The following is a 21,749-nucleotide window of genomic DNA, read 5'->3' on the forward strand; positions in this document are numbered from 1 at the left end:
TGAAAATAAGAGATAGGAGCTCCCTATGACACCATTTACAGAACAAGTGATTCGTATCATACAATCTATACCTGAAGGAAAAGTGATGACTTACGGAGGCGTTGCTCGTGCGGCAGGAAGCCCAAGAGGCGCAAGGCAGGTAGTTCGTATCCTTCACTCCATGAGTAGAAAATATAAGCTTCCCTGGCATCGGGTTATCAACGCCAAAGGAATGATCGCCTTGACTGAAGATGAATCCAACTCCCTCCAGAAGCTTTATTTGCAGGAGGAAGGGATTATTTTTAATGAAAAAGGTGTGGTAGATCTGAAGCAATACCAATTTGATCCCGAATTTATGGATTAACCACGTATGCGCTTAGCGCCCCTTCCTCTTTCACTGGTTCCAAGACCATTCAGCAAACAGTACATCGTAGCGTAGATAACCAGCAATACAAACGCTATGAACAAGCTAAAAAATACCGACTGTCGATTCAAGCTGTCCATAACCAGTTGGTACAACTGATGCCGGTCCGTCAGTACGTCCCAGCTATTCAGCCTGTAGACTCGGCCAAGCAGGACACCATACCCCCCAAGTACACATGCTGCGAATACGAATATCCAAGAGAACAGCAGGCTGCTCTTGCGATAAACAACCGTCTGGAACTGGTATAAAGAGAAGAAACCAGTCAACCATCCGCTCCAAGTGAACAATAAGAGGGTAACCAGATCATACCAATACCGATTCTGAATGGTGCCATCCACGATATATCTGCTTTTTCTTATCGTCAGATGCACCAGATCCGTCATGAGATAAGGCGCGTTCGGAAAGAACAGCAGCCAAGCGACGCCTAGCGGAACAAGCAGCAATCCACCTATCTTCCTTTTATCCAGTTCATAAGCAGCCATAGAGAACAGGAACGGAATCCAAGCCAGGAATAAATTCCAGAGTAAAAATGCATAAAACGAATCCGTCTGTAGTGACACTACACGATATACGGCCAATGTCGCCACAGACAGACCTACCAAGAGCATAAACACCTTCGGATAATTCAATTCCTTCATGAGCTTATATTCTCCTTATCGAGATAGTTTACATTTAACTTATACCCAATTGTACAAATTTGGCATTCCCAAGTCCAATCTCAAGCATAAACGCCTTTGTCGTCCTTATTAGGACGATAAGCGTTTAAGCGAGAAATATAAGGATAATATATGATGTGAAACTTAAATTCTTATATTTGAACAGAAAAACCCGGACGCAGGAACGTCCGGGCTGACTCTTATCTATTTCACTCAAAGACCACTATTTAGTTCAGGTGCAATTACAGGTTTCTTACGCCCTTTCAGACCGCGCACACTTCCCGCCTCTTCCAGACAGGAGAACGCTGTACACTCCCTAAAAGCGGCATGGCTACATCCAATACACTTGTTGTAATCGATGCTGTTAAGTGCGTCATTAATGGCTTCCCCGGTGTGCGGATAAAACTGAGCCTCACCTATGGTACTATACAGTCCAGTTCTCTTGAGTAGCTCAAGCGGCTGTGGCTGAATACCTGAGATCATAAGTTTCCCTCCAACAGCTTGTAAATGCCGCACCAGCTCTGCTAAATTGGATTCTCCAGTGGTATCCATGAACGGTACTTTCCCCATCCGCATTAATATAATTCTAGGTTGATCTGAACCATAGCTTGGCATAGTGTCATCGAATCGATAAGCAGCGCCAAAAAACAGCGGACCTTCCACCGTGTAAATTCCAATTTGCGGACAGTCATGACTCTCCGTAACCATATGTGCCTCTACCTTAACGGACTTCGGATCAGGCAGCACTTTGGCTACCAAATGAACCTCTCCCATTCGTTTCACAAACAGAATAACCGCAAGAATTAATCCCACCTCTACAGCCAGCGTTAAATCTGCAAATATCGTTAACAAGAAGGTGATGAATAACACCAAGGAATCGCCGGTCTTGATCTTAAGCAGATGAAGGAACTCTTTGCGCTCACTCATATTCCAAGCTACTACCATTAAGATCGGTGCCATCGCAGCTAAAGGAATACTGGAAGCATAGGGTGCGAGCAACAGGAGAATTAGAAACACCACAACACCGTGAACGATCCCCGAGATCGGAGAAACAGCGCCACTCTTGATGTTCGTCGCTGTTCTAGCAATTGCTCCTGTCGCTGGTATGCCCCCGAACAATGGAGCAGCAATATTTGCGATCCCCTGACCGATCAGCTCTCGGTTACTATTATGGCGGCTGCCTGTCATTCCATCCGCTACAACAGCGGATAACAATGACTCTATAGCACCTAGCATTGCAATGATAAATGCCGGACGAATTAGCAGGGTAATTCGTTCCCAAGTAATGTCCGGAAATCGAAAGCTCGGTAAGGTATTAGGGATTTCTCCGTAAGCAGAGCCAATCGTAGTCACTTTGCCGCTAAAGAATAACGCAGCAATCACAGTCGCGCACAGAAGACCTACCAATGATCCAGGCACCTTCGGAGCGAATCGAATCGCTAGGATAACGACGGCAAGACAAATCACGGCGGTCAGAATACTGTATCCATTCATCGTCGATATATGAAGCCCTATTTCTTTCATGTTATTTACAAAGCTCTCATGCCGTTCTATATTCCTTAATCCAAGGAAATTAGCAATCTGCCCGGTGAAGATAATGACCGCTATCCCTGCTGTGAAACCAATCGTTACTGGCCTCGGAATAAACTTAATCAATACACCCAGCTTTAATAATCCCATGAGAACTAGAATAACCCCTGCCATCATCCCAGCGATAAGTAAGTTCTCATAACCATACTCCATCGCAATGGCAAACAAGATAGGAATAAAAGCACCTGTTGGCCCACCAATTTGAAATTTTGATCCTCCGAACAATGAAATACATATTCCGGCAACGATTGTCGTGTAAATGCCATACTCCGGTTTTACACCGGATGCAATAGCAAATGCCATCCCCAAAGGAATGGCAATAACACCAACGATTGTTCCCGAAATCAAATCCTTGCGAAATGCATTCATGTTGTAGCCTTTATATCGGCCCCACCCTGTCATGATCAAACCTTCTTTTCTTTAAATATCTGATTATTTGAATATAAGAAGAACATTACTCTAGGACGCAACTGTTGTCAACGCCAAAATAATGTTATTCCTTTATTCTCCGCGCATACCTTCGAGCAATGAAATGGTATTCACCAGATGGTTATCAAATATTTGTTTAGCTACGACCAGAAGATCTTTAATTAGAGGATCACGTAACGAATAGATCACAGTGGTACCTTCTTTTACACTGGCTACTACATTCTTAGCGCGTAAAACAGCTAACTGCTGGGATACAGCAGAACCTTCTGATCCTAGAATGGCTTGTAGCTCATTCACATTCTTCTCACCTTCGCTGAGCAGTTCCAGTATACGAATTCGCATTGGATGAGCCAGCGCCTTGAAGAATTCGGTCTTAAATTGCTGAATTTCGGTGTTCATAGACTTCTACTCCTCATAGCTTACTTCTGATTCTAATGTCATCTTTGTATGTTATCTTAGTCCCTGATAAGCGTCAAATACTCAAGGGGTAGATGCTCACATTACGAACCTGTACTTCTACAAACACACCAAGCGCCATAGGCTCACCGAGACACTCGAACATCACTAAACTTTCACCTATTCGCAAAAATCCTGTTCCGTCCTCTTCAATATTCTCCAGCACACCGGTAAAAACAACCTTATCTCCCTCTAACCTTGTATTGAACTCACTAGTAGGTACAGGCAGAATATCCACCCATCTCATCAGCAGCTCCGAAAGCTCGAATTCCACATCTGTTTCCGTATCTGGCTCCACAGGAGCTCCGCACCAGATCCCCCGACCCTCGCCAAACTCTGTGCGAAAGAATACCTCATCCTTTTTCATGCCACTCTTTGTAATTTTGATTTTCATAGCTATTATTCCACCTTGATAATTTATAACGATCATTATACATGACAATGAACCGATATTATCAAGTGTAATTCTGAGTAACCTTGTTCAGATACATACTAGGATGCAGCCAAGGATGCTTAAAGAACTCACTTTTCTTCGTAATTCTCCGTGAGACACCCAGATCATAATCGATCATAGACTTTATCCGTGCTGCGAAGGCCTCCCCTTTCACCAGTATTCCCAGCTCGAAATCGTGGCAGGCGCTTCTCTCATTGATGTTGTAGGAGCCATGAAATACCGCCCGTGATCTATGGTCATAGGTTATTTTCCAATGTGAAAAACGACCTGTGAAGCTGTAATCATAAAAGGAAACCCCATTGAGAAACGGCTTATACATATTGCCTCGTACCGCCGCAGTATTGGTAGGATGATCATTAACCTTCAGCGGATTGCAGATGCTCAGATGACAGGAACAGTCTGGCCCCAGCTCCCCCAGCCGATCCCAAAACTCTTGATCAATCAAATAAGGATTTACAATCACCGTCTCCTCAGTCGCATAGGTAATTAAATTCAAATAGTATTGCTGAATTAAGTTAACTGGATTACCCGGAAAGCTTGCAAACAGTGTACATTCTTCCTCCCCAAAATGATAATTTACATTCGGATGGTAGAAGGCATCATCCACGTCAAAATGATCACCTCCCAGAAGTAACCAACGGGAATGAAACTTAGCATTTAAAGGCTGCGCCGCCGCGCCACGGATCCGGAAGCAGCCATCATGCCACTCCTCTTTTTTACTAGGAATCCCCTGTAGATGTCCTTCTATACTGATCGAGGAAGATGCCTGAACAGGCGTCACGTACGTGTATTGATCTCCAATATTCAGGCTGCCAATAATAGAGGTTACCCCATCAATGACCATAAACTTCCGATGATCAATGACATTCAGCCCAGTGATTTCAACGTCCTCTTGTACTTTATCCTGTAAGAACAGGATACTTTCAGGTACGCCTTGTTGCTTCAGCGCCTTCCGCTTCACACGCCATTCTACGGCTGTATAATAAGAATTGAAGGTATTCAACAGCTTAGCTCCTGCATTCTCGAGCCTTTCAGAAATCTTGGAAAATTGACCAAACGCCAGATTGTTCTCATACCCTAAAGCTGTCAGCGTGTAATTGACCATGATCCGTACCTTCACCCCCCGTTTAAGGGCGTGAAATAATTCATCTGCAACCAGATTGCCTGAACGTTCATTAAAGAAGAGCATCACGGACAGGTGAATATAATGCTGTGCCTTCTTTATTTCTTCTAGTATCATCCCTAGGCACTCGGGTCCATTCACGTAAGGATCTACTTGGTTATTCCATGTGGTTTGCGGGGCCAGAACTTTTAGCTTGTCTGAATCTAATCTGCCTAATACTTCAATAAGTTGCCCCAGCAATCTTGGGCTAAAGCCAGGAACCTGAAATAGCTGCTGAGCCTCCGTAATGACTCCGCCAATGGACTGTCGGTATGCTCTAGCCGCCTCCAGATCGATCCCCATTAGTCTGCGCTCTGCCTCTTCTCCTGCTTCGCCCATAATGCAGACAAGTGAACCGCCTGATAAATAATAGTTCACGATATCGATCATATTTTTCTGTATTTCCATATGTAAGATCCCCTATCTTTATTGTGAGTGCACATGTATCAAGGTAAGGATAGATACCCTTGAACTCCTCCTTATAAACGGGGAACATAAAAAACAGGGATGCCCCGCAGCCATTATGGCTATGGAACATCCCTGTTTAAGATCAACCAGGATTCACTAAGAATCGAGATAACTTATTTCACTTGCTCTGCGCTAAATACTTTTACGTCTAGTGGCGCAGCCAAGAATTCACCAGCTTTAGCTGAGAACGCGGTAAAGTGAGCGCTCGTATTGTGGCTGGATACGGCTTCAGCGTCGCGCCAAGTCTCCACCATAATAAATGAGTTCGCTTCTCCAGCATTCTCATACAGCTCGTAAGAGAGATTTCCTTCTTCAGTGTGAGTAGCTGTGAGAAGTGTTTTGGACTCCGCCAAAAACTGCTCGCGACGTTCCGGATTCACTTTAAGTACTGCATGGATAATGATCATTGCATTTTCCTCCTAAGGTATAAAGTATTATTTCCACTCAGCAATCTTATCGATAGGCAAACGGACAGATGGGTAACCTGCATCAACAGCTTTACCGATGGAAAGCAACATTACAGGAACATAACGATCTTTTTCCATGCCAAACGCTTCTGCGATTTGATCTTTTTCATAACCGCCAATTGGGTTTGTATCGTATCCATGTGCACGGGCAACCAGCATCAATTGCATTGCAACAAGAGCACCATCAATAAGCACAGTATCTTTGTTAACTTCACGTGGCAAGGTAGCAAAGTGAGCAGATAATCTAGTTAATTGGTTTTCTTTTACTTCAGCAGGCATTAGTCCACGTTCAACAGCTGTACCATAAATCTCCTCAGCGTAGTCGAAATTGTTCAAATCACCAAAGATGGCAATCATAGCTGCAGAGGTTTCAACTTGTACGCCATTAAAGCGAGCAAGAGGAGCTAAAGTAGCTTTTGCTTCGTCACTTTCAATGACAAGAAACCGCCAAGGCTGCATATTTACAGAAGAAGGTGCAAGAGTCGCTTCCGTAAGAATCTGAGTCATCTCTTCTTTACTGATCTTAACGGATGGATCATATTTGCGGATAGAGCGGCGACCCGTAATAATTTCTTTAAAATCATTGGTTTGTGTTTGTGTAGCGTTCATATGTGTATTTCTCCTTTGAGTGTGTAATTTTGGTAGTTACAACAGATTGATATTAGATTGCAGACGATTAAGCATATCTATGAGCACTTTTCGCTCCTGATCGTTAAATCCAGTAAGCAGAGTAGCGACAAATCGTCTCTTCTCTTCGCCATATTGAATCATTCTTTCCCGCCCTTGATCCGTTAATGAGACCAATGTAACCCTGTTATCTGCTGGGTTGTTGCGGCGAGTGATCGTACCACTCTCTTCCATCCCTTTCAAGTGCCGAGTGACGGCGGCCGCATCTATATCCATGCCCTTTTGCAGCGTAATTTGGCTGACTTCATCCACCTGGAATAGTTCATGCAGGAGGCGAAGCCGTGTGGGACTAATGCCAGCACATCGTTCGAATTTCGGACAGATTCCCTTGTTTAATGCCTGCAGCAGTTCAAATATGCGGTCTTCCTCAGGATAGTGCTCCGTCAAAATATACCTCCTTTATAAATTTAATTGTATGCAATTGTTTTGTATAAAATTATACTAACTGATAATCATTGACCCGTCAACTAATATATCAAATCATTTTTTAAAAATCAACATTGCTTATCCTCTTATGGTGCTATAGTCTTGAACAAAAAGGAGGAATCCTATGAGAATCTCCCTGATTCAGCTGGATATAGCATTTGGCAAACCCGATATGAATTATGCTGCTGTAGCAAATAAAATTAGTGTAGCGGCCGCCACAGCCCCCGACTGTCTTATTCTCCCTGAGCTTTGGACCACTGGCTATGATCTGACCCGACTAGAAGATATTGGCGATCCAGAAGGAGAAATTACCAAGGAATTCATCTCCAGCTTAGCCAGACAATACAACATCAATATCGTCGCTGGTTCAGTCGCTAGCAAGAACGCCTCCGGTGTAACTAATCGTATGTTTGTATTTAATCGAACTGGAAAACTCGTTGGCGAATACAGTAAGCTACATTTGTTTCAGCTAATGGATGAACATCTATATTTGCAGCCTGGAGAAGACAAAGGCCTCTTCACATTGGAGGGCACGTTATGTGCCGGATTAATCTGTTATGATATCCGATTTCCAGAATGGGTTCGTGCCCATACCGCACAAGGCGCAGAAATCTTGTTTGTCAGTGCAGAATGGCCATTATCCAGGCTATCTCATTGGCGTGCACTACTGATCAGCCGAGCGATCGAGAACCAATGTTATGTAGTAGCCTGCAACCGTGCAGGAAGCGATCCTAACAATACCTTTGCTGGGCATTCTATGATAATTGATCCTTGGGGAGATATTTTATGTGAAGCTTCTGAAGGGGAAGAAATCCTAACGGGGGATATCGATTTACATATGGTGCGTGAAATTCGAGCACAAATCCCGATTTTTGCAGACAGACGTCCCGACTTATATGCTTAAAAAGGACGTAACAGATGCTGGCCTCTCGCCAGATTTCTGTTACGTCCTTCTTAATGATGCTCAATATCCATTTATCCTTGGGCATAACGTTCATGCAGGACTCGCGCAGCATCCAGAACACGCGGATCTTCATAGTCTAGGAAATATCCGGTCTCCTGCTGTAGCCTGTCAGAGGATTTAAGCACCACTCCACGGTGGGCTAATGCTTGTCTAATACCTTCGGCAAATACTTCAGTCGCATTCGGTCCACCTAGTTCGCCAAGCCCAGCGATCGTCTCTGGACGAACCCGTGGATAAGATAATGCTGAGTCTCCTCCAGAGGCTTGCTCATAGAATTTATGGATGAGTTCACCACGTTCCTGTCCCGAACCCGAAACCACTACAAATGCATGTACGAAATAGGCATTATTTTGTCTGCGCTGAGCAATGCCGCAAAATTTCCGCCCACCGATCGCCAAATCGAAGTCCCCCGGGCAGTAAGAACCAACAATTTCACCAGCCTCAATTTGAGCCGCAGCCTGTGGATGACTCATAGCAACTGCCTCAGTGATCAGAGAAGCCAGAAGCCTAAAGTCATCATGAAAGTCAAGCTTTCCACGTCCTTTGGGGAGAACTAGCGAAACATTAACAATTCCATCATCCAGAGGCACCGCAGCACCGCCGGAATGTCTCACCGCTGTACGAATGCCTCGCTGCTCCAACTTAGCCATCGCTTGCGCCGCGTACGGAAGCTTGCTGTCCCGTAGGCCGAGCACAACACCCCCAGAATGACTCCATAGGTGCAGACTAGGAGGAACAAGTCCCGCTCCGACATCCCTACAAAGGGTCTCTTCAAAGGCGAACGGGATCAACATCTCCCCGAAGCCCTTTGCTTCCGCATCTATCCTGTCATCCTTTAAGATTAGATGCTGGAAAAGTCCCATTTCTGCAGGAAGTCCGATGACTTCTTTACTTCTATCAACAGATCCATTGATCATTGCATCGTACTCCCGAGTATCCACCGATTCCCCTCTTTCCCGTATTATCCGTGATATTGTAATCGTTCTGCCTCGCTAGTCGAAATCAGAATTGAAATGAGGTTATGATAACGCTATCCTTATAGTATACGAACATGCCCCAGCTCGAATAGGGGGTAGCCTTAGGTTCATGCTATACACAACGTTAAGGAGTGATGCCGCATGACAGTGGAAGTGATGAAGGAACGACAGTTAACCAAGACAAGACAATGGGAACAGGCACTTAACCTGCTGTATATTGATTTCTGGGATTACTGCCATGATGCAATTAGCAAATTCGATGACGAGGACATTCACCAAGCAAGAGTGAACTGCCGTAAGCTGTTAACACTGCTTTCCATTCTCGACCCTGGTCATACTCTAGGGCTATACCCCCTATTTGAAAAAGCCCAAAAGAGATTAGGTAAGGTCAGAGATGCAGACGTTCTGATTGAATCGTTCAAGACTAAACGTAAACACGCCAAGGAAAACGGCGATACAAAGACAGCAGAACTGTTGAAGGCTGTGATCGACCACCAAAAGGACAAGCGCAAAACTTATCGTAAAAAGCTGGCCGATGAGCTACCTAAGCTAATCAATGAGGATCTGGATGAGAAGTGGAAAGCTTTCCTAAGTGAACAGCTAGAGGCCCTGGTAGCGAAAAAAGATGCCAACGTTGTCATGCGCGAACTTGAGGTAGCTTACGAGCAGAAGAAAAAAGCTTGCAAGGCTATATTTCGTGGACAAGATGCCGAATCAGAAGCAGCCTTCGACTCACTGCATGAGCTGAGGATGGCTGCTAAGGAACTGCGATATACCGCTAGTGCAGCCTCTTTTGCGTTAAATCAAAAATTTCATGCCCATGAGGAAATATATAAGCAGATCCAAGATCAGCTCGGGCTGATAAACGATAAACGCCTTTGGCTGGAAACACTAAATGCTATTGGGCGAGAAGAGCTGAATGTCGGCAAAAAAACATGGAATACCTTTACCGAACAATTAAAAACCGAAGTACTCGATGCGCTGCACCAAAATGATGTCATACCGCTCACACATCAAATGAAGTAACTCTGAATCTTTTACAATCTCTATTCAGCCGTTGTATCTGATGCGCCGTATTCTTCTATATTCACATTTACTTCATAGGTAATCGGAATTTGGCTGAAGGTTTCGTCCCAGTTATCCTTGACGCTCCGCCATACGGCTGGATGCTGATTATGTAGACTGGTGCCGAAACCGGCAGCTTCGGTATGCAGTTCCTTCTGCATCTTTGTTACAGTAGTTTGCACTATTTCTAGGACACGCTTCTGCAGCAAGGCTTTATCCTTCTTTACAATTCCGTCGTGTAATTTCTTCGCTTTCTCGGCAAAGACCTCAGCATATCTACCTGTAGATGTTATTTTCACGTTAAAAGAGATCTGACCATTATTCACATTGGCTTTGATCTTGCTATGCATGGTTTTAACCTCATAGGTTAAGAGGTCATTGTTATCCGGATTATACGTCTTAAGCACTCCTCCTTGCCCCTTCCCGGTCAGCCAGGCCATCCCCTCCAACTCCGACTCATCCAAAAAGCCAACAAGCTTTCCCGTTTCCCCGTTGATTACACCTGCTCCTGATAGCTTTGTCTCATGATCTATAGGAATAACATTTTGCAATAAGAAGCTTTTCTTTGCTTGCAGCGGACCAACTACTTTGGCCAAAGTTACCGGCTCCCATATCCCCATATTACGGTCTCTGTTATTGAATATCCCTTCAAGTACAAATGCAGGAGTCTGACCCGGCAGTGCATTTTCCAATACATCCTTGGCCATTCCCTTGCTGACAAATAACATAACACTCGGACGGATATCATTATCCCGAGTAAAGAAATCTATGAGTTTAGTAAGATTATTGGAACGCGCGAGTTTTTCACTAATCACAATGACCTTTAGGTGATGGCCTATCGGAGTGCGTCTAGTACGCAGTGAAAGCTGCCGTAGCGCTTCAAAGATAGAATCGCTAGTTTCACTCATATTATAGTAATTCTTGATGGAGGATGAATTCGAAGCAGACTTCATGACGGCCCCTCCCGACCCCTGTGGAATCGTAAATTGATAGGTGCTTATTATTTTTGTAGGCTTCACATGATTCCCACCTTCCGGAATAGCTACTTCCTCGCCTCCTGACTCCTCCGCACTGTCCAGCGCAACACCAATCTGCATGTTTAATTCCTCGATCGGTGTGCTGCTCCAGCAGCCTGATAACAGAGAACATAGTACAGTGAGTACAATCCACAACCTCCATTTTTTCATGAAGCAGCCCTCCGGAAGTATGTGATAATTAACAATGGCAACGGAAGCAATCCGAATAGAATAAGCATAGAATCACCGATACCTGTTCCTAAAGCAAACAGAGCATTCACATTTGGTGGAATTCTAGAAATTACATAGACAACCGGAAGAATAGCTAACAAACAACTTTTGAAGTTTTTATGGATCACTTGGGACAATCCTAAAGCCGCTGCATAAATTGCAATACAAAAGGTACAAAAAATCTGCATAATCCATATCACTAACAACAACGACTCAAATCTTTCAAAGATGAGATAGTTCACCTCAAAACTTCGTACAAGATCGAGAAACGGCCAGGTTCTTGTGAGAACTCCATCTATAGAAAAGGCACCTATGGTCGCTACAACTGCCATGATATAAAATATCGTCGATATACAGGTTCCAGCTATGATTACCTTTACTGCTTTTTGAGGCTTATCCATAAAAGCAACAACGAACAACATTGCTTCTCCAGCTGTAAAGGTTAGGATGGTTGGTCTGATCCCTTTCCACACGGGTTCCAAACCATCTCCAAGTACTGGAAGTAGATTATTGAGGTCGAAAACTTCGAAACTAAGCAGACAAACCCCTAGAAACACTGTCCAGGTAATCGGAACAATGAGTCTGCACATGCTAGTGATCGCATTAATTCCTCCTCTGCATAAATAGAAGGCGATCCATATAAAAGCAGCTACTATCGCCCAAGGAGGTGTTCCTTCCAGTAGAAAAAAAGAGGTCACTTCCTGCACCGAACGTATCTCAAAGCCGGCAATACTGAGAAAATACCCAATGACTCCTATTGAGAGAACCACTCCGAGTGGTTTGCCGATGATCTTCCCGATATATTGAAAAAAAGTTTGGCCTGGAAACCTTTGACTAAGTTTCACAATGATCAAGCCTAACAGAAAGGAGATTAATCCCCCTAAAAAAATACTTATCCATACATCTGGACTACCACTGGCCTCTACAATGGTCCGAGGAAGCGTAAGTACCCCTGCCGCAATCGTATAATTGGCTAGAATGATCGTCGCTTGAACAGCAGTTATTCGATCCTTTACCTCGGCGCTCATGTTCTCTTCCTCCTTCACCTAGACTTTTCACCCTTTACGCAAAGGGTCCTTGGGTTTCAACAATGTAGGCCGCCCGGTTAAAAATTGCAAAGGCATACGGAATATAAAATCTTTCCAATTGACTGTTCTATTCGGGACTGCCAGACCAAGATAGGGAACACCAAAACTCTTCAGCTTAATTAAATGACTACTAAGCAAAAGAAAAAAAAGTACCACTCCGTATAATCCAAAGATTGCTGCAAAAAACATAGCCGCAAACCGGAGCATACGAAGCGTCATCCCAGCACTATACATTGGCATAGAGAAGGAAGAAACAGCAGTAATTGATACTACAATGACTAGGATTGGACTCACGATTCCTGCTTCTACCGCGGCCTGGCCGATGATCAAACCGCCGACAATCCCCATCGCCGGACCGATAGGTTTAGGCAAACGAAGTCCAGCCTCCCGTAAAATTTCAATCGAGGTTTCCATAATCAATGCTTCGATTAATACAGTGAAGGGAACGCCTTGCCTGGAGGCAATAATGGAAATGGCCAGCTTCGTTGGAATCAATCCGGGTTGGAACGAGAGAAAGGAGATATATAGTGCCGGCGCAAACAGTGATATCGTTGCCGCAAAAAAACGTAACAGACGTAGCAGCGACCCTACCATCCAGCGATCGTTATAATCCTCTGGAGATTGCAGTAACATCCCGAAGGTAACCGGCATAATCAACGCGAAGGGAGTACCATCAATTAAGATAGCTACTCTTCCTTCCAGGAGTGCTGCCATTACGCGGTCTGGTCTTTCTGTATTCTGAATCTGCTGGAAGGGACTATAACTATTATCTTCAATCAATTGTTCGACATAACCAGATTCTTGAACATCATCTATATCTATCGTTTTAATTCTTCGTTTAACCTCTTCTACAAGCTCATCATTCGCAATATCCTTGATATAGGTTAAGATGAGTTCCTTCTGCATTCTCTTTCCTAGAGTAAAAGAAATCATCGCTAGCTCCGTACTCTGCCCGTGTCTACGCAGCATTGCCGTGTTGTCGCTTAAAGTTTCATTAAATCCGCTCCGTGAGCCCCGTAAGACTGCTTCAGATTCTGGCTCTTGAATCCCTCTTGTAGCCCCCTTTGGACTACTAAGCACAAAAACTTCTGATATCCCCTCCACGAGCAGCACGGCAGATCCAAATAACACCTTCTGAAGGGAGAGGTTTGCATTATCCGTAAGCTCAACTTCCGAGATAAGCAGGATCTCGTGGATGAGAATATCTTGTAGATCTTTCGCAGCCGGTACGGAATTCATATCCTTAAAAGGCTGATACGCATTCATTAACGGCTTCAATATATTCTGATCCATTTTGTCTTTGTCCGTTAGCCCGTCTACGTAAAAAAGTGCTGCTCTTGTCTTTATGCTTCCGATTCGCAACTCCCTTACATTCACATCATGCATATCGGCGCTGATCTCTCTGAATTTCTGCAAATCATCCTCAAAATGGCCACTATAAGTTATTCTTTTCCCCTTATCCTTAGTTACTACATTCGAGCTAGACTGCTTCACCGGCCCTTCTAAAATGCTTGTTTCTCCAGAGTTTTCTACGGAAGAAACACCTCCACCTTTGCTGCCAGTAGCTTTTTCCGCTCTAGTCGTTATCCTGTCTTCTTTAGCTTTAGCCCAGCTTATTGTACGAAGCAGGAAGAAAGGGACACAGAAAATCATAATCCCTTGGAAAACCACACCCCAACTTGGAATTAATTCTATTACCTCATTCCACACCCCTAACACCTCCTTTATAGCTGTGACCGTATTTTTTACCGAAGATGGATAATTCATGCATACAAAAAAGACCCCACAGTATGGGGTCTCCCTAAGTTAAACTTCATATGTTCTTATACCTCTATTGTATCTGTAAAGTGTCGGATGCTAGCTTTGGACGTTCGGCTGACGTAATTAAAGTTTATTGCGGCATCATGCGAGTGGTGATCGCGATGCGATTCCATGCATTGATTGTAACAATTGCCATGATGATCTCGCCAAGTCGCTTAGTATCGAAATGGCGCTCCGCTTCCGAATAGACATCGTCCGGTACATGTCCTTGCGTCACGAGTGTAACTGATTCGGTCAGCGCAAGCACTGCACGCTCCTCGTCGCTGTAGAACGGCGCTTCACGCCATGCGTTCAGCATGTAGATGCGCTGTTCCGACTCGCCTGCCTTGCGGGCATCCTTCGTATGCATATCGATGCAGAAGGCGCAGCCATTAATTTGTGATGCTCTGATTTTGATTAACTCCAATAACGACTTCTCCATGCCTGTCGATTGTACGAACGCTTCAAGACCCATCATCGCTTTGTATGCGGCTGGAATTTCACCGGCCAGATCCATTCTTTGTTCCATGGGGATAGCTCCTCTCCGGCTGTAGACCGGTTATCTTTTGATTGTTTCACTAATAAGACAATGCAAAAGCTCCGTTTGTGACAGGTTACCCCATTCGTTGTAATTTATCGGGATTGAGTACGATATAAATATGCTCGATCCGCTCCCCGGCCGCATCAAGCTGGAAGCTGATTGTCTTAAGCGGCCGGCCATCCCGATAGATGACGATGCCCAACTGGCCGTTAAGTAGCACCATCCTTTGCGAATCTCCGAGGAATCCCTTCGTAATGACGCCTCCAATGAAAGCTTGAACACGATCTCTGCCCGTAATAGTGAAGATCGCTGCGCGAACTTTACCGCCGCCGTCCGACGTAAGCAGCGCGTCCTCGGTCAGCAGGCTGACAAGCGCATCGACGTTGCCGCCTCGAGCAGCTGCGAGGAATGCTGTCGCAAGAGGTGTTGCCTGAGCCGTGTTGTTTGGCAGAACTGGCGATTGTTGATGCAGCTTATCATTAGCGCGGCTAAATATTTTTCGACAGTTGGCTTCTGATTTTCCTAATACATCGGCAATTTCGCTATATTCGAAAGCGAAGGATTGGCGCAAGATGAAGACGGCTCTCTCGACAGCCGATAAATGTTCCAGCATGACGAGCAGGGCGTAGGATACATTTTCATCGTGATCGAAAAGATCAGCAGGATTATCGCCGCCTCCATTCGTAAAGCTGACGAGCGGCTCCGGCAGCCATGTGCCGACATATTGCTCTCTCCTTATACGAGCGGATTGCATATAGTTGATGCAACGATTTGTTGTCATACGGATTAAGTAAGCTTTCGGATGGGTGATATCTATTGTTTGTAGCTTGCTGTACTCGATGAATACGTCTTGAACGAGGTCCTCTGCATCTGCTATAGAGCCGGTCATACGGTAAGCGATTGCTTTCAGCAGAGAGTGATAGTTGGTATATGCGACCTGAAAATCCATACGTGCTAGACTCCTTCCAAAGCTGTGCCTTTCATACCGTCACGGCTCACCGCGGCGTCTACATCGTTCAGCGGATGATCAACAATGTAGACGCTCTCCTAGGGCTTCATGTCTAGCCTATTTAGTGCACGCAGGAAAATATCCGGATGAGGCTTCTTAATGCCTTCTCAGCTTGAGATTAATATAGCATCAAAATACAACTAAATTCCAATTCCCTATGCTAGAATAACCTTGTTCAATATCCCTTGGTAGGCTGCTATCGGACGTAAGCCAACCAACTTTTCCATTGGCTGCCCATCTTTATATACAATGACTGTAGGCATCCCCATAACACCAGCTTCCCCAGCCAGATCCGGCAATTCGTCACAATTCACCTTCACAATAGAGACATCGTCTCCATATTCCTGATGAAGATCTTCCAAAAGAGGCAACAGCACCTTGCAAGGGGGACACCATGGCGCACCGTAATCTACCAAAACCGTTCCACCACCGCGAATCTCTGCTCGTACCCAATCAGCGCTATCTGCATTTGTAATAGCCATTTGTCATTCCTCCTCAAAGTTTTCAACTCCAGCAGTACCTACTCCAAACTCTCCAGTGTACATGCCTCTAAACTACTCTCGTTCTGCTCTTGCAAGATAGAGGCCATTCTTTCTTCCAAATTGCGTTTGATCTGATTCAGTTCTACAAGCTGACGTTCAATATCCTCAAGCTTGCTACGGTATAGTGGCATCACTTCTGCGCAGAAAGCTTCTTTGTTCTTCAAAACACAATGTAGAAAGCCCGCGATCTGCTCTGTGGACAGACCCAGGTTCAAATATAATTTTATCGTTTCTACCGTCTCCACAGCGAGCGGAGAGTACTCCCGATATCCGTTGGCCTGACGGATCGGCGAAATTAATCCCTGACTCTCATAATAACGAATTGAACGGACGCTTACGCCCGTCAGTTTAGCAAGCTCACCTATTTTCATAGCAATCTCCCCGGGGTTCATGAGAATTGTTCTACACCAGTATAAACCCTGACATCAATGTAAGAGTCAACAAAAAAAATCCAACCGTAGTTATCCCACAGTTGGACTCATTTATAATCTTACAACAAGTATATCCGCCGCTTATATTCTACAATAATCCTGCTGCCCAAAGCCCACCTCTACGAATCATTTCGCGGAATGGTTCTACTGAGAATGATGGTAAATGATGCCCTGGCATTAAATAAACAACCCGGCCCAAGCCAAATTCGTGACACCAAGCCGCTTGGCGCATAGCTCCCTCATGAGAATATTCAGCGAGCACCGTCGTTTCGAAATAAGGATGCATCTCAAAATAATACGGCTCATCCTCAATTACAAATTCTTCAATTCCCTGCATAATGGGATGCTCTCGTGCGGGTATGGACATCTGCAGCGAAGTATACTCTGGATGATGGGTGAAATGTGCGCCCAGCATAGCACCAAGCTCCTGATTGCGCTGTAAGGAAATTCCGTTATGTACCACTAGTAGTCCGCCCCCGCCAGCCACATAAGATAGCAAAGCACCACTTTGTTCCGCGGGGATTTTGTCATCAGAAAATTCAGTGTAGGAGATTACCAGCTTGTAGTCAGACATCGTTTCTTTATTGAGAAGTGCATAATCCTCTGAAGAAAAAACCTGTAAGTCATTCGCAAGGATTTGTTCGATCTCCCGGTCCACGCCAGCAAAGGGGTGATATTTAACCTCCGAGTAGCTTCCGAGTGCGAGTGCTTTTAGTGTAGACATGTTATCAGCGCCTTTCTTCTTATCTATTTTGAAATATCCGTTCTACCACGGCCATGAGCTGCCATCCGTATCCAGATAGGCTGGTTCCTCGCCCATATATTTTTTATAATCCAGAACAAGGTCGATAATCTGCTCCGCGGACTGTTCAGGAGTCATTTCCGCTTGCTCATCCTTCTTACCATGCATATAAGTCTGCAGCCAGCCAGGATGGAACACCATTACTTGACCGCCAAGCGTTCTCAGATGATTGTGCATCAAGGAGGATTGCATATTCAGTGCTGCCTTCGACATACAATAGCCATACATGTTGATACGCTTATTTCGGGCAATACTGCCTGCCTCCGATGAAATATTGACGATTAATTTATCCTCACTTTGTAGTAATAGTCCCATCAGTGCATTGCTGACTCTTAACGCGCCAAGCGTATTTACATTATATATTTCTGCCATGCCTTCATCATCCAGCTCCACCAGCACAGTAGCATTATCAGCAGAACGAATAATACCTGCATTATTAATAATCATATCGACATATCCAGTTTTACTGGCTATCACTCTTGCAGCCTGCTTCACACTATCTTTATTGCTGATATCTAGGGGGATAAGCTCCAACTGTTCAGGATATTGCTCTTTAAGCGCTTTCAAATCTTCCGATTCTTTTAAAAACTGTCCTGCAAATACTGAGAACTGTTTGGCCAGCAACGAACGTACAAGCGACAGTCCGAGCCCCCGATCAGCTCCAGTTACACATGCAACTCTCTTCATTCTTCTGAACACTCCTATCTCGTAGCGATATGGTTAGGCATGTTGCTTCTTTTCACCTTAGCATGCTGTACTCTTTTTTTCAACGCGATTGGTTTCAGGTATATCGCCTCTTGTGCAAGCCTTTTAGAATCCTTTTTGTTTTAATTTTGATATATGTTACAATCATGATTACAGGTTGTTAACAACACAATTGTTAGCAAAATAACGATCCCAGGAGGGTGATATCTATGTCTATTCAACAACTCCATACGCTGGAGGATCTTGAGCAATATGTAGCTAAGTCTGGCAAGAAGCTGCTGTTCAAACACAGCACGACCTGCCCGATTAGTGCTAAAGCTAATGAAGAGTTTCAGGCTTATCTAAAGGATGCGGATACTGCCGCTGCAGTGGTCTTAGTCATCGAGGATCGTCCCGTTTCCAATCAAATTGCTGAGGATTTTGGCATCAAACATGAATCTCCACAACTCTTCCTGCTTGAGGACAATGAGGTTCGCTGGAACACTTCCCACTGGAAAATTACAAGAGATGCTATCAAAGAGGCTGTGAACCAATGAGTGAGCCAGTGATTGTCTATTCAACCGCAGGGTGCAGTGACTGTAATTTGGTTAAAAATTATCTTACGGAGCAGGGTGTCCCTTTTGAAGTAAGAGATGTTATGACCAGCACAGTCTATCAAGAGGAAGTTGAGAAGCTTGGATTCATGGGTGTTCCTGTCACTGTAGCAGGGGATCAAGCGATCAAGGGATTTAATCTTCCTGCGCTCAAAGCACTCATCGAAGCTGCCCAATAATTAAGCCATTAAACTATTCAGTACATGATGTAATTCATAGCTGCAAAAAAGGGTATCCTCATAGCCAATCGGCTTGAAGGTACCCTTTTTCAAAATATAAGAATCTATAATTTTCATGCTATACATTATCCTTATATTTCTCGCATAAACGTTTACCGTCCTTTAGGGACGCCGAAGGCGTTTTTACTTGTTAGTCATAGTCTATGCTTCCTCACGTATGAGATCTGCCACGACCAGCACATCCACGTTTCTGGCAGAACGCAGAATCTGCTTGGTAACATCGCCGCGGATACTTTTTCGCAGCCATGAGCGTTGTGATTGACCGATAATAATCTGAGTGCTCTGCAAAGCTTGAGATCTTTCAAGCAGCAAGGACGCCACTCGTGCGGGAAGTACGTTAGGAATCATCTTAAACGTCCCACCCAGTCGTTCCGTCAATTCCTTTAAATCATTTATACGTTTATCATATACGGGTCCATTTTGTTTAAATTCCTGCACATACGTAACATACCAGCAAGCTTTTAGACGATATGCAATCCGAAAACCACGCCGAATTAAACGCTCCGCATGATCCCCCAAGGTGATACACACATATATTACTTCCTGACGCCGCCAAGGTCCCCGTAACGAACCAACACGTTCCCAAGATTCTAACCTTTCATCAACATCATCAGCAATTTCCCGCAACGCCAGCTCCCGAAGGGCGATCAAATTCCCGATTTTGAAAAAAGCCCCCAGCGCCTGATCCACCTTGGCCATGGCATATATTTTTCCATCCTTCATTCGCTCTTGAAGCGTCTTGGGTGATACATCGATAAGCTCTACCTCATTTGCCCGCTGTAGAATGCTGTCCGGAAAAGTCTCCCTTACTCTAACTCCTGTAATTTGCTCTACGGCATCATTCAGACTTTCTAAATGCTGCACATTCACGGTAGAAATCACAGATATTCCCGCATCCAGCAGCTCCATAACATCCATATACCGCTTCTTATGTTTGCTGCCTGGCATATTGGTATGAGCGAGTTCATCCACTAGCACGACTTCTGGATTACGCTTAATAATTGCTGCCGTATCCATCTCCTCAAGGATAGTCCCGCGGTACTCCATACGTAGACGCGGAAGGGTCTCCAAATCGCCGATTTGTTCAAGGGTTTCTTTGCGGCCATGTGTCTCCAGGAGCCCTATCACGACATCGATCCCTCTCTTCAAGAGATCGTTCCCTTCACGCAGCATCTTGTAAGTCTTGCCCACACCAGGAGCAGCCCCAATGTATACCTTAAAGGTTCCTCCGCGAATCGCATCGATTTTATCCTTTACTTCCTGACTGCTTAACCTGTGATAGGCATCCGCTTTCCGTTCATTACGAGTCTGCCGGGTTGGAAGTACACGTTCTCCCTCACGGTCTGCGCGATCCGCCACGAAGAACACATCCACACCTCGGATTTGCTTCAGTAACGAATTAGCGATTGAGCCTTTCCATAATTCCTGCCAAGCGGTCTGCTTGGAGTGTCCCATAACGATTCGGGTAATATTGTGTTCGATCGCGTATTTTACCAACAGACGTGGGATCTCCCGCTTCGAGCGAAAGGTGATCTCCTCCATAGAGGCACCAATCTTCTCGGTCAGCTTCCAGAGGGAACGCTTAAAGGTAGCTGCTTCCTTAGAAAGGGTAAGACCCTGCTTCCAGAATGACACCACTGACAGATCCCCATTTAACCGCTTGGCAATCTGCTGTCCACGTCGGATATGGATCGAGCCGTTCCAATAATACTGCGCAGATACCAACACCTTTTCTGCGATCCCCGAAGCTCCCTGCAACCCTTGTTCTTCCCGGTGTTTCTCCAGCGAATCATTAACATCCTCAGCGACCATCCGAAGTGCCAGCTCCCGCAGCTTGCTTAAATTACCCTTATTAAAAAGCGATCTCTGCTGGCGTTTACCTAAATGTCCATCGGACAAGCGCTGAAGTATCTTTTCTGGAGTTACATCAATTAGAACGATATCATCGGCAAGGGTAAGCACCTCAGCGGGAAGAGAATGCTCTACCTCAATCCCGGTCCATTTCCGTGCCAGATCCGCAGCACCTTCTAGTTCGTATACATTTACAGTTGTGATGACACTAATCCCATTGCTCAATAAGTATTTGATATCGTCCAGTCTTCCAGATCTCTCCGCACCCTCGCGATTCTGGTGGGCCAAGCCATCGGTTAGCACAACTTCTGGATTACGTGCCACAATAGCTTCTACATCAAGATCCTTCTTCTCTATATCTTTCTGAAACCAATGAATACTTGGTATCCGTTCCAAATCGCCCAGCTGATCCTTAGTTTCTGGACTCTGATTCGTCGAAACCGCACAGATCACAACATCGATTCCCTGCGCTTTTAGTGCCTGGCCCTCACGCAGCATCTGATACGTTTTGCCCGACCCACTGACCGGACCGATATAGATCTTCAGACGTCCCCGATGCAGCTCATAGATAGAGAGCAGCAGCTCCTCCGGCGTCTTCCTCCGGTATGTTCCCATCAAGACCACTCCTTAATAACCGATCATGCATGTACCCTTCTGTTCCAAGGAGCAACGACGTTGTCGTCCTTCAAAGATGACA

At 45.0% G+C, this 21,749-nt stretch carries 24 protein-coding genes; 5 read left to right on the top strand and 19 right to left on the bottom strand.

Annotation, left to right across the window (positions count from 1 at the left end; all coding sequences use genetic code 11):
- Window positions 1-25 precede the first annotated feature (25 nt).
- The gene (locus MKX35_RS00610) at window positions 26-343 is read left to right on the top strand and encodes an MGMT family protein (RefSeq protein WP_042184593.1); all 318 of its coding nucleotides are present in this window, start codon (window positions 26-28) and stop codon (window positions 341-343) included.
- Here MKX35_RS00610 and MKX35_RS00615 read toward each other — a convergent pair.
- The 8 genes from MKX35_RS00615 to MKX35_RS00650 form a co-directional block, all read right to left on the bottom strand.
- Window positions 340-1,041 carry a DUF1361 domain-containing protein gene (locus MKX35_RS00615; protein ID WP_076300155.1) on the bottom strand — a complete coding sequence of 234 codons (702 nt, stop codon included), beginning with the start codon at window positions 1,039-1,041 and terminating at the stop codon, window positions 340-342. The two genes, MKX35_RS00610 and MKX35_RS00615, sit on opposite strands and share 4 nt — an antisense overlap.
- 231 nt (window positions 1,042-1,272) lie before the next feature.
- Complete coding sequence (locus MKX35_RS00620) at window positions 1,273-3,051, bottom strand: SulP family inorganic anion transporter (RefSeq protein WP_076300154.1); 1,779 nt, start codon at window positions 3,049-3,051, stop codon at window positions 1,273-1,275.
- A 99-nt stretch (window positions 3,052-3,150) separates the two neighbouring features.
- Window positions 3,151-3,477, bottom strand: coding sequence for an ArsR/SmtB family transcription factor (locus MKX35_RS00625; RefSeq protein WP_042123860.1), 327 nt, complete (start codon window positions 3,475-3,477; stop codon window positions 3,151-3,153).
- 73 nt (window positions 3,478-3,550) lie between these two features.
- Window positions 3,551-3,928 (bottom strand): hypothetical protein, encoded by a 378-nt coding sequence (locus tag MKX35_RS00630; RefSeq protein WP_076300153.1) that lies wholly within the window; start codon window positions 3,926-3,928, stop codon window positions 3,551-3,553.
- A 61-nt stretch (window positions 3,929-3,989) separates the two neighbouring features.
- Window positions 3,990-5,558 (bottom strand): phospholipase D-like domain-containing protein, encoded by a 1,569-nt coding sequence (locus MKX35_RS00635; RefSeq protein ID WP_076300152.1) that lies wholly within the window; start codon window positions 5,556-5,558, stop codon window positions 3,990-3,992.
- Between the two features lie 173 nt (window positions 5,559-5,731).
- Window positions 5,732-6,025, bottom strand: a complete 294-nt coding sequence (locus tag MKX35_RS00640; protein ID WP_076300151.1) for a putative quinol monooxygenase — start codon at window positions 6,023-6,025, stop codon at window positions 5,732-5,734.
- 27 nt (window positions 6,026-6,052) lie between these two features.
- Window positions 6,053-6,694: a nitroreductase family protein gene (locus tag MKX35_RS00645; RefSeq protein ID WP_042184583.1), complete on the bottom strand. Its 642-nt coding sequence runs from the start codon at window positions 6,692-6,694 to the stop codon at window positions 6,053-6,055.
- Window positions 6,695-6,730: 36 nt separating this feature from the next.
- A complete protein-coding gene (locus tag MKX35_RS00650; RefSeq protein WP_042184581.1) occupies window positions 6,731-7,159 on the bottom strand; it encodes a MarR family winged helix-turn-helix transcriptional regulator in 429 nt (142 codons plus the stop codon).
- A gap of 163 nt (window positions 7,160-7,322) precedes the next feature.
- On the opposite strand from MKX35_RS00650, the gene MKX35_RS00655 reads away from it, so the two are divergent.
- The gene (locus tag MKX35_RS00655; RefSeq protein ID WP_076300150.1) at window positions 7,323-8,102 is read left to right on the top strand and encodes a carbon-nitrogen family hydrolase; all 780 of its coding nucleotides are present in this window, start codon (window positions 7,323-7,325) and stop codon (window positions 8,100-8,102) included.
- Between the two features lie 71 nt (window positions 8,103-8,173).
- On the opposite strand, the gene MKX35_RS00660 is transcribed toward MKX35_RS00655, so the two are convergent.
- Window positions 8,174-9,103: a lipoate--protein ligase family protein gene (locus tag MKX35_RS00660; RefSeq protein ID WP_081382978.1), complete on the bottom strand. Its 930-nt coding sequence runs from the start codon at window positions 9,101-9,103 to the stop codon at window positions 8,174-8,176.
- A gap of 177 nt (window positions 9,104-9,280) precedes the next feature.
- Here MKX35_RS00660 and MKX35_RS00665 point away from each other — a divergent pair, with 177 nt between their 5' ends.
- Complete coding sequence (locus tag MKX35_RS00665; protein ID WP_076285906.1) at window positions 9,281-10,165, top strand: CHAD domain-containing protein; 885 nt, start codon at window positions 9,281-9,283, stop codon at window positions 10,163-10,165.
- 20 nt (window positions 10,166-10,185) lie between these two features.
- On the opposite strand, the gene MKX35_RS00670 is transcribed toward MKX35_RS00665, so the two are convergent.
- The 9 genes from MKX35_RS00670 to MKX35_RS00715 all read right to left on the bottom strand — a co-directional run bounded on the left by MKX35_RS00670 (window position 10,186) and on the right by MKX35_RS00715 (window position 18,351).
- Window positions 10,186-11,391, bottom strand: coding sequence for a Ger(x)C family spore germination protein (locus MKX35_RS00670; protein ID WP_076300149.1), 1,206 nt, complete (start codon window positions 11,389-11,391; stop codon window positions 10,186-10,188).
- Window positions 11,388-12,479 (bottom strand): GerAB/ArcD/ProY family transporter, encoded by a 1,092-nt coding sequence (locus tag MKX35_RS00675; protein WP_076300148.1) that lies wholly within the window; start codon window positions 12,477-12,479, stop codon window positions 11,388-11,390. Before MKX35_RS00675 ends, MKX35_RS00670 begins: the two co-directional genes overlap by 4 nt.
- 27 nt (window positions 12,480-12,506) lie before the next feature.
- Window positions 12,507-14,249 carry a spore germination protein gene (locus MKX35_RS00680; RefSeq protein ID WP_076300147.1) on the bottom strand — a complete coding sequence of 581 codons (1,743 nt, stop codon included), beginning with the start codon at window positions 14,247-14,249 and terminating at the stop codon, window positions 12,507-12,509.
- Between the two features lie 181 nt (window positions 14,250-14,430).
- Window positions 14,431-14,868, bottom strand: coding sequence for a carboxymuconolactone decarboxylase family protein (locus MKX35_RS00685; RefSeq protein WP_076285910.1), 438 nt, complete (start codon window positions 14,866-14,868; stop codon window positions 14,431-14,433).
- An 85-nt stretch (window positions 14,869-14,953) separates the two neighbouring features.
- Window positions 14,954-15,829 carry an RNA polymerase sigma factor SigJ gene (sigJ, locus tag MKX35_RS00690; RefSeq protein WP_076300146.1) on the bottom strand — a complete coding sequence of 292 codons (876 nt, stop codon included), beginning with the start codon at window positions 15,827-15,829 and terminating at the stop codon, window positions 14,954-14,956.
- A gap of 215 nt (window positions 15,830-16,044) precedes the next feature.
- Window positions 16,045-16,371 (bottom strand): thioredoxin family protein, encoded by a 327-nt coding sequence (locus MKX35_RS00700; RefSeq protein WP_042184566.1) that lies wholly within the window; start codon window positions 16,369-16,371, stop codon window positions 16,045-16,047.
- 38 nt (window positions 16,372-16,409) lie between these two features.
- On the bottom strand, window positions 16,410-16,802 hold the full coding sequence (locus tag MKX35_RS00705; protein ID WP_076285912.1) for a MerR family transcriptional regulator: 393 nt from the start codon (window positions 16,800-16,802) through the stop codon (window positions 16,410-16,412).
- 148 nt (window positions 16,803-16,950) lie between these two features.
- Window positions 16,951-17,586, bottom strand: a complete 636-nt coding sequence (locus MKX35_RS00710; RefSeq protein WP_076300145.1) for a ThuA domain-containing protein — start codon at window positions 17,584-17,586, stop codon at window positions 16,951-16,953.
- Window positions 17,587-17,628: 42 nt separating this feature from the next.
- Window positions 17,629-18,351, bottom strand: coding sequence for an SDR family NAD(P)-dependent oxidoreductase (locus MKX35_RS00715; RefSeq protein WP_076300144.1), 723 nt, complete (start codon window positions 18,349-18,351; stop codon window positions 17,629-17,631).
- 227 nt (window positions 18,352-18,578) lie between these two features.
- On the opposite strand from MKX35_RS00715, the gene ytxJ reads away from it, so the two are divergent.
- Window positions 18,579-18,905 (top strand): bacillithiol system redox-active protein YtxJ, encoded by a 327-nt coding sequence (gene ytxJ / locus MKX35_RS00720; RefSeq protein WP_076300143.1) that lies wholly within the window; start codon window positions 18,579-18,581, stop codon window positions 18,903-18,905.
- On the top strand, window positions 18,902-19,141 hold the full coding sequence (locus tag MKX35_RS00725) for a glutaredoxin family protein (protein WP_042184561.1): 240 nt from the start codon (window positions 18,902-18,904) through the stop codon (window positions 19,139-19,141). The genes ytxJ and MKX35_RS00725 overlap by 4 nt, the downstream gene beginning before the upstream one ends.
- Before the next feature lie 201 nt (window positions 19,142-19,342).
- Here MKX35_RS00725 and MKX35_RS00730 read toward each other — a convergent pair whose 3' ends face one another.
- Window positions 19,343-21,667, bottom strand: coding sequence for a histidine kinase (locus MKX35_RS00730; RefSeq protein ID WP_076300142.1), 2,325 nt, complete (start codon window positions 21,665-21,667; stop codon window positions 19,343-19,345).
- Window positions 21,668-21,749 lie beyond the last annotated feature (82 nt).

This window comes from Paenibacillus sp. FSL R5-0923 (assembly GCF_038009145.1).
Lineage (GTDB): Bacteria > Bacillota > Bacilli > Paenibacillales > Paenibacillaceae > Paenibacillus_AQ.